The organism is Nonomuraea rosea, assembly GCF_039539705.1.
GTDB classification, from domain to species: Bacteria; Actinomycetota; Actinomycetes; order Streptosporangiales; family Streptosporangiaceae; genus Nonomuraea; species Nonomuraea rosea.
The window spans coordinates 1-11,408 of the sequence record NZ_BAABDQ010000021.1 but is presented as its reverse complement, the minus strand read 5'-3'; the positions used below and the strand labels follow the sequence as shown (position 1 = coordinate 11,408).

At 69.1% G+C, this 11,408-nt stretch carries 11 protein-coding genes and 1 rRNA gene; 1 reads left to right on the top strand and 11 read right to left on the bottom strand.

Annotated features, from left to right (window positions below; all coding sequences use genetic code 11):
- The 10 genes from ABEA43_RS37885 to ABEA43_RS37840 all read right to left on the bottom strand — a co-directional run bounded on the left by ABEA43_RS37885 (nucleotide 1) and on the right by ABEA43_RS37840 (nucleotide 10,194).
- Complete coding sequence (locus ABEA43_RS37885; protein ID WP_345569636.1) at nucleotides 1-180, bottom strand: hypothetical protein; 180 nt, start codon at nucleotides 178-180, stop codon at nucleotides 1-3.
- A 4-nt stretch (nucleotides 181-184) separates the two neighbouring features.
- Nucleotides 185-1,351, bottom strand: a complete 1,167-nt coding sequence (gene rodA, locus ABEA43_RS37880; RefSeq protein WP_345569634.1) for a rod shape-determining protein RodA — start codon at nucleotides 1,349-1,351, stop codon at nucleotides 185-187.
- Complete coding sequence (gene mrdA / locus ABEA43_RS37875) at nucleotides 1,348-3,396, bottom strand: penicillin-binding protein 2 (protein ID WP_345569632.1); 2,049 nt, start codon at nucleotides 3,394-3,396, stop codon at nucleotides 1,348-1,350. The genes rodA and mrdA overlap by 4 nt, the downstream gene beginning before the upstream one ends.
- Nucleotides 3,393-3,857, bottom strand: a complete 465-nt coding sequence (gene mreD, locus ABEA43_RS37870) for a rod shape-determining protein MreD (RefSeq protein ID WP_345569630.1) — start codon at nucleotides 3,855-3,857, stop codon at nucleotides 3,393-3,395. The genes mrdA and mreD overlap by 4 nt, the downstream gene beginning before the upstream one ends.
- Entirely contained in the window at nucleotides 3,854-4,732 is an 879-nt protein-coding gene (gene mreC, locus ABEA43_RS37865) for a rod shape-determining protein MreC (protein WP_345569629.1), read from the bottom strand. The genes mreD and mreC overlap by 4 nt, the downstream gene beginning before the upstream one ends.
- Nucleotides 4,732-5,763, bottom strand: a complete 1,032-nt coding sequence (locus ABEA43_RS37860) for a rod shape-determining protein (protein ID WP_138694035.1) — start codon at nucleotides 5,761-5,763, stop codon at nucleotides 4,732-4,734. The genes mreC and ABEA43_RS37860 overlap by 1 nt, the downstream gene beginning before the upstream one ends.
- 350 nt (nucleotides 5,764-6,113) lie before the next feature.
- A complete protein-coding gene (ndk, locus tag ABEA43_RS37855) occupies nucleotides 6,114-6,524 on the bottom strand; it encodes a nucleoside-diphosphate kinase (protein WP_345569626.1) in 411 nt (136 codons plus the stop codon).
- Between the two features lie 153 nt (nucleotides 6,525-6,677).
- On the bottom strand, nucleotides 6,678-8,522 hold the full coding sequence (locus ABEA43_RS37850) for a hypothetical protein (protein WP_345569625.1): 1,845 nt from the start codon (nucleotides 8,520-8,522) through the stop codon (nucleotides 6,678-6,680).
- Nucleotides 8,523-8,533: 11 nt separating this feature from the next.
- A complete protein-coding gene (locus ABEA43_RS37845; protein ID WP_345569623.1) occupies nucleotides 8,534-8,875 on the bottom strand; it encodes a DUF4233 domain-containing protein in 342 nt (113 codons plus the stop codon).
- Entirely contained in the window at nucleotides 8,872-10,194 is a 1,323-nt protein-coding gene (locus ABEA43_RS37840; protein WP_345569621.1) for a bifunctional folylpolyglutamate synthase/dihydrofolate synthase, read from the bottom strand. The genes ABEA43_RS37845 and ABEA43_RS37840 overlap by 4 nt, the downstream gene beginning before the upstream one ends.
- A gap of 157 nt (nucleotides 10,195-10,351) precedes the next feature.
- On the opposite strand from ABEA43_RS37840, the gene ABEA43_RS37835 reads away from it, so the two are divergent.
- Nucleotides 10,352-11,170 carry a dioxygenase family protein gene (locus tag ABEA43_RS37835; protein ID WP_345569619.1) on the top strand — a complete coding sequence of 273 codons (819 nt, stop codon included), beginning with the start codon at nucleotides 10,352-10,354 and terminating at the stop codon, nucleotides 11,168-11,170.
- Nucleotides 11,171-11,288: 118 nt separating this feature from the next.
- Here the strand turns inward: ABEA43_RS37835 and rrf are convergent.
- Nucleotides 11,289-11,405: ribosomal RNA gene (rrf, locus tag ABEA43_RS37830) — 5S ribosomal RNA — on the bottom strand.
- Nucleotides 11,406-11,408: the final 3 nt, after the last annotated feature.

The following is an 11,408-nucleotide window of genomic DNA, read 5'->3' as shown; positions in this document are numbered from 1 at the left end:
TCAGACGGTGGCAGGTCCGGTGATGTCGATGTCGTTGCCGCTGAGCACCATGATGTGGTGCCCCTCGTAACACGTCAGCTCGACGGCGATCACACCGCTCTCGAGGTTGTGCACGCCGACGACGTGGTTCGCGGGAAGCAGGAAGCGCTCCTCGCACTCATCGCAATAGGCCAAAAACATACTTCTAATTAAACGACTGTCTTCGCACTCTGATGGCCTGGAGAAGCCCAATCGCAATGAGATTCGCGAACGTGGCCGTACCGCCATAGGACACGAACGGCAGCGGCAACCCGGTGATCGGCATGATCCCGATCGTCATCCCCACGTTGATGAACGTCTGGAACGCGAACCAGCACACGATCGTCCCCGCGACCAGCGTCCCGAACCGGTCGTCGCACTCCTTGGCGATCTTCAGCCCGCGCAGCAGCACCACGCCGAGCAGCAGCACGACCGTGACCGAGCCGAGGAACCCGAACTCCTCGCCCGCCACCGTGAAGATGAAGTCGGTGTGCTGCTCGGGCACGAACCGCCCGGTCGTCTGCCCGCCGCCGAGCAGCCCCTTGCCCAGAAGCTGCCCCGAGCCGATCGCGATCAGCGACTGCGTGCTGTTGTAGCCCACCCCGCGCGGATCGACGCTCGGATCGACGAAGGCGGTGAACCGCGCCACCTGGTACGGCTCCAGCATCTGGAAGTAGAAGACCGAGAACACCCCGACGCCACCCACCAGCACCAGCGCCGCGATCCACCGTTTTCGCACCCCGCCGACCACCAGCCCCGCGGCCGTGATCACCGCCAGCACGAGCGCCGTGCCCAGGTCGGGCTGGAGCATCACCAGCCCCATCGTGATGAACGCGGCGACGAGCGCGAGCGTCATGTCCAGCCCGCGCGGCCGGTCGGTCCCCTCGGCCGGTTGCGCCAGCAGCATGGCGATGATCAGCAGCAGGCCGACCTTGGCGAACTCCGACGGCTGCACCGCGAACCCGCCGCCGAGCAGGATCCACGAGTGCGACCCGTTGATCGTCGCCCCCAGCGGCGTGATCACCAGCACCAGCCCGACCAGCGACAGCAGGTACACCAGCGGCGCGTACGCCCGCATCGCCCGATGGTCGACCATCGCCACGACCGCGCACAGCACCACGCCGATGACCTCGTTGAGTATGTGCTTCTTGACCAGCCCCGTGGCGCCCGGCGCCCACGTCCTGGTGGACGACCACACCAGCAGCGTGCCGATCACGCACAGCCCGGCCACCGCGACCAGCATCAGCCCGTCGAGCCGGCGCACCGTGGAGTCCTCGGCGATCATCCGCCGGAACAACGAAGGTCGCCGGATGGCCACCGAGCGGTCGATCATCCCCTGGCCACCGTTCCGTCGGGCGCGAACCTCGGCAGTCTCGTCGTGAGCCGCCCGCCGGGCACGGCCGCCTTGGGACGCTTGATCCCGTAGATCCCCTCATAGATCTCGCGTACGGCCGGCGCCGCCGTCTGCGCGCCCATCCCACCCTGCGAGACCATGACGACCACCACGTACTGGGGATTCTTCGTCGGCGCGAACGAGGCGAACCACGAGGTGTCCTGCTTGCCCCACACCTCCGCGGTGCCGGTCTTGCCGCCGACGCGCACCTTGTTCATCGGGAACCCGGCGAAGGCCCCGGCCGCCGTGCCGTCGGCGGCGACCTGGCTCAGCGCGTTCTTGATGTAGAGGCGCTCCTTCTCGCTGAGCGGCAGCTTGCCCACCACCGGCACGGGGATCGTCCTGACCACCTTGCCGTCGGGCCGCACCTGCGCCCAGCCGATGCGCGGGCTGCGCACCTTCCCGTCGCTGACCAGCGCCATGTACGCCCTCGCGAGCTGCATCGGCGTCACGAGCACGTCGCCCTGGCCGATGGAGAAGTTCGCCGAGTCGCCGGGCCGCAGCAGGAAGCCCTCCGTGCAGTTCTCCAGCGCGAGCCGTTTGAGGAACTCCGCCCGCGCCCTGTCCTTGACCTCGGGATAGCCCTTGCGCGACCGCTCGCAGTTGACCGCGCTGGTCGCGTTCCACAGGTTCTTCTTCCAGGCCCGGTCGGGAATGCGCCCGCCGGACTCGCCCGGCAGGTCCACGCCGGTCGGGCTGCCGAAGCCGAACGACCTCGCCATGTTGGCGAAGATCTCCTTCGGCGTCTTCTTCGGGCTGCGCCCGCCGTCCTTGAGGTACTGCTCGTAGGCGGCCCGGTAGAAGATCGTGTCGCAGGACTTGACCAGCGCCGTGTGCAGCGTCAGCGTGCCCAGGCCGATGCCGCGGAAGTTGTTGAACGCCCGGCCGCCCACCGCGTACGAGCCCGGGCAGCCGTAGGTGCCGTTGAGCGGGTAACCGGCCCGCAGCATCGCCGACACCGACGAGACCTTGAACGTCGAACCGGGCGCGAACTGCCCGTTGATCGCCCGCGACACGAGCGGCTTACCCGACTTCTCCGACAACAGCCACTGGTAGCCGCGCGCCGAGATCCCGCCCCCCCAGATCGCCGGGTCGTAGCCGGGCGCGCTGGCCAGCGCCACCACCCGGCCGGTACGCGCGTCGAGCACGACCCCGGCCCCGCCATCGGCCGACGGCGCCGACTTCATCGCCTTCGCCAGCGCCTTCTCGGTGATGGTCTGCACCCGCGAGTCGATGCTGGTCACCAGGTGATCGCCGGGAATGGGCGTCACCTGCTCCTCGACGCCGAGCGCTTTGCCCATCCGGTCGACCTGCACCCTGCGCAGCCCGGCCTTGCCGCGCAACGCCTCGTCGTAGATGTATTCGAGGCCGTCGCGCCCGGCCAGGTCCACCCCGGAGAAGGCGGCCTTGAGCCCTTCGCGCTTCTCCAGCTCCGCCTCGGTGACCGGTTGCAGGTAGCCGAGCATCTGGGCGCCCGCCCTGCCGCCCGGGTATTGCCGCACGGAGTGGATCTCGGCGGTCACGCCGGGGAACTCCTCCTGCCGTTCGAGGATCTGCAGCGCCTCCCGGGTGTCGACCTTCTCGTCCAGCGGAACCGGCTGGTACGGCGACCCCGTCCAGCACGGCTTGCCGATCCCGGGCCCGCAGGGCGTGATGCGCTGCTGCAACTGCGCGACCGGCGTGCCGAGGACCTCGGACAGCTTGCCCAGCACCTTCGCGCCGGCGTCCTTCATCCTGGACAGCCTGGTCCTGTCCACGGACACCACCAGGGCCGTCTTGTTGCGCACCAGCGGGCGCCCTGAGGAGTCGAGGATCTGGCCGCGCACGGCCGGCACGATCACGGCCCGCGTCCTGGTCTCCGTCGCCCGTGTCACGAACTCCTGCCCGCGCACGACCTGCACCTGCCACAGGCGCGTGGCCAGCACGACGAGCAGGGTCAGCACGAGCACGTGCAGCATCAGCAGTCGGGCGCGCATCCTGGTCATGACGAGAACCTCGGCTGCCGGCTCCGCGTGGTCAGCCAGATCACGATCGGGGCGACGATCAGCGTGTAGACGATGGTGACCGGCACCTGCTGGGTCAGCGTGGACATGGTCACCCTCGGATCGGAGATCAACCCGCCCACGGCCGCCGCCAGCAGCGGCGCCATGAGCACGCACAACACCACGGTCGTCACGGGCCCGCCGGCGCCCCGGCCCGCCACGTAGCCGACGAGCGCCAGCACGAACGCGTACTGGCCGACCAGGTGCGCGGTCGGCGGCATGACGTCCACCAGCAGCCCGGCGAAGAACCCGAGCATCGCGCCGGCCGACGGACCGCGCGCCAGCGCCGCCCCCACCACGGTCAGCAACACCAGGTCAGGCGCACCACCGGCGGGCAACGGAACCCGGTTGACCAGCATGACCTGCGCCAGCAACGCCAGCAACACGAGCAACCCACCGATCACCGCGCCCCCTCCTTGGGCGGGAGCACCGCGTCACGGGGATCGCGTTGGGGCGCCTCCACCACCACGCCCACCACGTCCAGCGCCGTCAGATCCGCATACGGTTTGGCGTAGGCGATGCGCGTCAGCTCACCCGGCGTCGACTCCACCCGCTCGATCACCCCGATCGGCACACCCGGCACGTAAGGGCTGCCGTGCTGCGAGCCGAAGCTGACGATGCGCCCGCCCCTGTCGAGCGGCGCCGTCGAGTCGAGCAGCCGGAACTGGACCAGACGCCCGTTCTCCCCCACCCCGTGCACGACGCCGATCTCCTTGCCGCCTTCGAGCCGCGCCCCGGCCGCCGAGGCCGGATCGCTCAGCAGCACCACCGTCGAGCTGTGCGCGGAAGCCTGGACGACACGCCCGATCAGCCCATCACCGTTGAGCACGGTCATCTCCGACCGGATGCCGTCCCCGGTCCCCGCGTCGATCTGCACGGTGTCCTCGAACCCCGGCTGCCCCCGGCGCGCGATCACGTTGGCCGGGACGACCTTGTATCCACCGGACCCCGCCAGCCCAAGCAGCTGTCTGAGCTCCTTGGACCGCGACGCGTCGAGCTTGCCGGCCAGCAGACCCGCCCGCAGCCTGGCGTTCTCCGCCTTGAGCACCGCGATGTGGTCGGCGGCGCTCGGCGCGCTCAGGATCGCCTGCACGAACCCGCCGACCGGGCGCACCACGCCGCCGCCGAACCGCTCCGCCGTCCCGAACAGCCACGACCCCGCCGCACGCAGCGGACGCATCGGCGAGCTGTCGCCCGTGCGGTGGTCGACGGTCAGGATGACCAGGGCCGCGGTCAGCAGCACTCCGAGGATCAGCCGGGCTCGGCGCGAGTCTCTCATCAGTGCCGCGACTCCGGCACCAGAACCTGCTGGAGCGCCTCGAAGTCCTCGGCGCACTTGCCCGAGCCGATGGCGACGGAGTCGAGCGCGTTGTCCACGAGATGCACGGGCATGCCGGTCTCGGCCTTGACCCGCTCGTCGAGCCCTTTGAGCAGGGCCCCACCGCCGGTGAGCGCGATGCCGCGGTCCATGATGTCGCCGGCCAGCTCAGGCGGGCACTTGTCGAGCGTGGTCTTCACCGCGTCCACGATCGCGTTGACCGGCTCCTCGGTGGCCTTCCTGATCTCCTCGCTCGACACGATGATCGTCTTCGGCAGCCCGCTGACCAGGTCACGACCGCGGATCTCCGCGTGCGACTCCTCGCCATTGGGACAGGCCGAGCCGATGGCCATCTTGATCTCCTCGGCGGTGCGCTCGCCGAGCATCAGCGAGAACTCCTTCTTGGCGAACGTGATCACCGCTTGGTCCAGCTCGTCACCGCCCACCCTGATGGACTGGCTCGTGACGACGCCGCCCATCGAGATGATCGCCACCTCGGTGGTGCCGCCGCCGATGTCGACCACCATGTTCCCGGTGGGCTCGTGGACCGGCAGCCCCGCTCCGATCGCGGCGGCCATCGGCTCCTCGACGATGTAGACCTTTCTGGCCCCCGCCTGATAACCGGCTTCCTTCACGGCGCGCTGTTCGACGCTGGTGATGCCGCTCGGAACCGCAATGATGATGCGCGGCTTAGCGAAATGCCGCCGTTTGTGCACCCGTTGGATGAAATATCGCAACATCCGCTCGGTGACGTCGAAATCAGCGATCACGCCGTCTTTGAGTGGACGGACCGCGATGATATTTCCTGGTGTACGGCCGATCATCCGCTTAGCCTCGATGCCGACCGCCACGATCTTGCCTGTGGCCGTGTTGATCGCTACGACTGACGGCTCGTTGAGCACGATGCCCCGGCCGCGCACGTAGACCAGCGTGTTGGCGGTGCCCAGGTCGACCGCCATGTCACGGCCGAGAAACGCGAGCTTGCTGCCCATGGGGAACGGAGCCCTCCGTAACGTCGTTCGCGAATGACTACGGATCGAATTCGAATCGTAACGTGACGTACCCGCCGATGGGCACAATGAGCCCTCGTGCCCCACAAAAATCTCCAGCCCCTAGCTCAACCGCAATTTTGCCCGGATTGCACCACAACATCCGCTAGGCGGTCAGCACGATTCTTCTTCCAACCGTGCGTAACCCTACGGCAACCGTCCGACAAAATTCCGTCCAGTAATGCAACGCCCCCGTCACCCGCACACAGAAACCTTATGCAAGAGGCCCGACAAAAAAGCGTGCCCGCACGGCGAAAGGCCGTGCGGGCACGCTGAAGTGGCGCTGACTTTGCTCAGAAGCGGTCGGGGAAGAAGATCTTGATCTCCCTGGCGGCCGACTCGGGCGAGTCGGAGCCGTGGACGACGTTCTCGCTGATCTCGAGGGCGTGGTCGCCGCGGATCGTGCCCGGGGCCGACTTGACCGGGTCGGTGGCGCCGGTCAGCGCGCGGAACGCCTCGACGGCGCGCGGGCCCTCGAGCACCAGGGCGACGAGCGGCCCGGAGGTGATGAACTCGACGAGCTCACCGAAGAACGGCCGCTCGGAGTGCTCGGCGTAGTGCGCCTTGGCGGTGTCGGCGTCGAGGGTGCGCAGGTCCATCGCCACGACCTTGAGGCCCTTGCGCTCCACACGGGCGATCACGTCACCGATGAGGCCGCGCTTTACCCCGTCGGGCTTGATCAGGACAAGAGTGCGCTCGGACACTTGAAGTTCTCCTTTGAACTGAGTGGGGTCGCGGCAGACACCCGGCCTGACCGCGAGGACGCTGCGCGGGGCACGGGCCCACGCGTCGCCGTGACTGGGGCCTCAGCTTACCGTCCCGCGCCCTACCCGCGTTTTACCGTCCCGATCCGCCTCCTAGGGGGAGGCGGTGTCCTCGGGTGAAAGAGCCTGCGGCGGCACCGCGGGCAGCGGCTCGTCGTCGCTGCGCGACTCACGCTTCCCGAACGCCCCGGCCGCGGACACAGGCACCACGACCCGCGGTATCGCACCGGTAGGCCGATCCTCATCCTCCCCGCCGTCCTCACGGCCAGGACCGGCAGCCTCAACCCGCTCACGCCCAGGACCAGACCCCGAAACACCCTCACGCCCAGGACCGGACCCCGCAGCGCCCGCACCCTCAAGGCTGGGCCCTGCAACGCCCTCACCCGCAGGACCGGACCCCGAAACGCCGTCACGCCCAGGACCGGCAGCCTCGACAACCTCCCGCTCAGGGCAGCCCTCGTCCTTCACCAGCGATCCCCATACAAGGCGTCCCTCCCCTTCAGGAGGCATGCCGCCACAGGGCTTGTCAGGCAAGGCGGAGCCCAGATCCGCGAGGTCGTCAGGCACGTCGTCCTTGCCGGGCCGCCGCGCCATCACCGCGGCGAGCACGATGATGGCCACCACCAGGAAGCCACCGATCAACGCCCACCAGTGCAGCGCCCCCACAAAGCTGTCGACCAGCTGCTGAGCCGAGGTCACCCCGTCCAGCATGGCCATCTGCACCCCGGTGCCGAGCAGGAACCCCGCCAGCACCCCCGCGAAGCACAGCGACAGCCCGAAGACCGCCGCCCCGGCTCCCACCTCCTGCAGCGCCGCGGTCAGCGCCACCGCCGCACCCACCGCGAGCAGGCTGAACGGCACCGCCAGCACCAGCCCGTCCGCGGACGGCACGACCAGCCGTACCGAGCAGAGCCCGATCACCATCGCCAGCAGCCCCAGAGGCGCCAGCCAGCGCCCGGAAGCCCGCGCGAGCAGCCGCACGGCCACGGACGCGGCGATCGCGAGCAGCCCGGCCACCGTGTACGGAATCCAGAGCCCTCTCAGCCCCGGCCCGCCGAGCCCGCCCAGCTCCACCAGCGTGACCTGGGCCGCGCTGGGCAGCAGCACCACACCCACCGCCACCATCGTGTACGCCAGCGTCCTGCTCGCGGTGGCGCCGATCGAGGCCAGCGCCAGCAGCCCCGCCACCGCGACCCCGGCCAGCAGGACCACCGGAACGGCCCGCCACCCCTCGGTCGCGGTGCTGACCGCCACCACGGCGATGCCCGCGGCCGGCACGGCGGCCAGCAACAGGCGGGAGCGCTCCTTGGCGCTGGGTGCGGGCCCGGCCGGCCGCCCCAGCAGCATCCAGGCCACCAGGTACGCGGCCGCCAGCGCGAGCGCGACCCCCGTCACCATCGGGTACGGCTGCAGCGTGACCTTCCAGCTGCTCACGTCGTCGAGCGGCCACAGCGCCAGCGCCTGGGCGGCGAGCAGACCGAAGCTGAACACGCCCACCCACAGGGCCCGCAGCGCCGGCCGGCGATCCCACACGGCGACCAGCGTCACCGGCACGATGATTCCGGCGCCGATGCCGCGCAGCACGCGTACGACGCCGACGAGAAGCTCAGAAGCCGCATACCCACCGGCCGCGTCGGACACGGCGACCAGCGCCAGCCCGGCGACCAGGAGGTGTGCCGTCTGCACGCGGCGCAGCGCCACGGCCACGAGCGGTACGGTCAGCATCAGGGCGGGCAACGCGAGCCCATGCGTGCGCATCAGCCCGACCTGGTCGATATCGCCGGGCAGCAGCCTGGCGACGACGGAGAGGGTGTTGGGGATCGCGACGATCGCCAGCGGCAACGCGGCCACGATCAGGAGCCCGAGCAACACGTCGAGCAGCCAAGGATGTCTGGGGCCGGCCGGATGGGGCGACCGCAGGTTCGGGGGGACGGCCATGTAGGCCGACTTTAGCGGGAAGTAGCGCCCTCGACACGGCGAGCGACGATAATCGCCGTGATCCACAGTGCCGCGAAGATCACGCCGAGGAAGAACATGGCCGACACGACGAATCCGGTGCAGATCGCCAGCACCTGTACGACGCTGCCGAGCACGTAGCCGAACGGCCTCTTGAGCAGGCCCGCGGCGACCACGCACAGCACGGCCAGCCCGATCCCGACGGTCACCGCGAAGGCGGGCTGGACTCCGCCCACGGTGATCGCCACGGGCGTGATCAGCCCGGCCACGATCGCCTCCATGCCGAGCACGGAGGCGCCGAGCCTGCGCATACCTGGGGTGACCTCGAAGTTCATCGCGAATCATCCGCCTTGAGCAGCCGGCGGGCGTCGCCCGCCGTGACGACGGAGCCGGTGATCAGCACGCCGGTGCCGCTGAACTCGCCCTCGGCGTCGGCCATGCCGATGGCCCGGTCGATGGCGTCGTCGAGCCTGTCGGAGATGTGCACCCGGCCTTCGCCGAAGAGCGGCTCGGCCAGCGACGCCAGCTCCTCGGGCGACATCGACCTGGGCGAGGAGTTACGGGTGACGATGATCTCCTCGACCATCGGCTCCAGCAGCTCCAGCAGCGCGTTCACGTCCTTGTCGCTCATGACCGCGAGCACGCCGACCACCTTCGTGAAGTCGAACGCCTCGTGCAGCCCCTCCAGGGTCGCCTGCATGCCACCGGGATTGTGGGCGGCGTCGATCACGACCGTCGGCGTGCGTCGTACGACCTCCATCCGCCCCGGCGAGCTGGCCTGCGTGAACGCCTGGCGGACGAGCTCGATGTCGAGGGGGTCCTCGCCGCCGGTCAGCGCCTCGACGGCGGCCAGCGCGCAGACCGCGTTGCTCGCCTGATGGGCGCCGTAGAGGGGCAGGTAGACCTCTTCGTAGATGCCCTTGAGCCCGCGCAGGGTGAGCAGCTGCCCGCCCAGGGCCACCTCACGGCTGAGCACCCCGAACTCGATCCCTTCGCGCGCCACCACCGCTCCGACCTCGGCCGAGCGCCGCATCAGCACCTCGGCCGCGGCCAGCTCCTGCTGGGCGAGCACGGTGGTCGCGCCCGGCTTGATGATGCCGGCCTTCTCGGAGGCGATGCTGGGAATGTCGGGCCCGAGCCTGTCGGTGTGGTCGAGCGAGATCGGCGTGATCACGGACACGAGGCCGTCGGCGACATTCGTGGCGTCCCAGGAGCCGCCCATGCCGGCCTCCACGACCGCGACGTCGACCGGGGTGTCGGCGAACGCCGCGAACGCCATGGCGGTCAGCAGCTCGAAGAACTGGATGCGCCGCCCCTGAGTGTCGGTCAGCTCGACGTACGGGATGATCTCCTCGTACACCTCCGCGAACCGCTCCTCACTCAGCGGCTCCCCGTCCACGGTGATCCGCTCGCGCATCGACACCAGGTGCGGGCTGGTGAACCGCCCCGCCCGTATGTTGCGCTCCTTGAGCAGCGCCTCGGTGAGCCGCGCCGTGCTCGTCTTCCCGTTGGTGCCGGCGATGTGTATGACCGGGTACGACCGCTGCGGCGAGCCGAGCAGGTCCAGAAGGGCCGCGATCCGGTCGAGCGTCGGCTCGAAGTCCCACTCGACGCCACGATCCAAGATCGCGCGTTCAACCGCACGATAATCCACCCCTCAACCCTACTGACCGCCGGTAGCGCTCAGTACGCGGGGGATTCATATTGTCGCGCATATGGAAATTTGGAGGGTACTCACCGCCACGACCGGGGTGCCACCTTGGAAAACAGCCTGCTCCACCCCCCAGCAGGCCGCTCAAGAGGAGGCCATCGTGGAAAGCGAGAACACTCGCCCAGAAAAGCACGCCGCCATCACGAGAAAGACGCTCTTCAAAGCTGCTCTCATAGCGACACCGGTCCCGCTGCTCATCGGGCAGGTCCCGGCCCTGGCCCGCAGCGTGTCCGCGAGCGGCGGACCGCTCACCCCGACCCCCTTCTGCGACGACGATGACGACCCGACGCCGCCGCAGACCGAGGGCCCGTACTTCAAGCCCAATTCGCCCCAGCGCACCGTCCTGCCGGGCACGGGCACCGTGCTGACCGTCAGCGGATACGTCTTCGGGCTGGCCTGCCAGCCGCTGGCGAACGTCCTGCTGGACTTCTGGCAGGCGGACAGGAACGGCGCGTACGACAACGTCACGTACAACTTCCGCGGTCACCAATACACGAACGCCCAGGGAGCCTTCAAACTCACCACCATCGTCCCCGGCCTCTATCCGGGCAGGACCCGGCACATCCACGTCAAGGCCCAGTCACCCGGCCGGCCCGTCCTGACGACGCAGCTGTACTTCCCCGGCGAGCCGCGCAACAACACCGACACCATCTTCAATCCCGCGTTGCTCATGAACGTGCGGACCGTGGGATCAGGCCGGGAGGCCACCTTCGACTTCGTGCTCAACGTCCAGGGCGTCCCGCCCACGGACCCGCCGACAAGTCCGCCTCCGGGCGGCGGCACCTGGCAGGTTGGGGTGACCTACCGGGCGGGTGACCAGGTCACGTATGGAGGCGCGGCGTACCGGTGCCTGCAGGGGCACACGTCGCAGGCAGGCTGGGAACCATCCAATGTTCCCGCCCTGTGGCAGCGCGCCTGACCTTCAGGTCCCCGAACGCAAGAGAGGGCCACCCCGGCTGCTGGGGGTGGCCCTCGTTCGCGTCTCGCGCACAAAAAAAGGGCCCGACGCGTTCAGCGTCGAGCCCCTTCAAAAGATTGTCCGGCGGTGACCTACTCTCCCACACCCTCCCGAGTGCAGTACCATCGGCGCAGAGAAGCTTAACTTCCGGGTTCGGAATGTAACCGGGTGTTTCCTTCCCGCCATAACCGCCGTAACC

Bases quoted from the DNA above. Each gene is read 5' to 3' on its own strand.
- ABEA43_RS37885 (WP_345569636.1), bottom strand. From the start codon at position 180: ATGTTTTTGGCCTATTGCGATGAGTGCGAGGAGCGCTTCCTGCTTCCC.
- rodA (WP_345569634.1), bottom strand. From the start codon at position 1,351: ATGATCGACCGCTCGGTGGCCATCCGGCGACCTTCGTTGTTCCGGCGG.
- mrdA (WP_345569632.1), bottom strand. From the start codon at position 3,396: ATGACCAGGATGCGCGCCCGACTGCTGATGCTGCACGTGCTCGTGCTG.
- mreC (WP_345569629.1), bottom strand. From the start codon at position 4,732: ATGAGAGACTCGCGCCGAGCCCGGCTGATCCTCGGAGTGCTGCTGACC.
- ABEA43_RS37860 (WP_138694035.1), bottom strand. From the start codon at position 5,763: ATGGGCAGCAAGCTCGCGTTTCTCGGCCGTGACATGGCGGTCGACCTG.
- ABEA43_RS37850 (WP_345569625.1), bottom strand. From the start codon at position 8,522: ATGGCCGTCCCCCCGAACCTGCGGTCGCCCCATCCGGCCGGCCCCAGA.
- ABEA43_RS37845 (WP_345569623.1), bottom strand. From the start codon at position 8,875: ATGAACTTCGAGGTCACCCCAGGTATGCGCAGGCTCGGCGCCTCCGTG.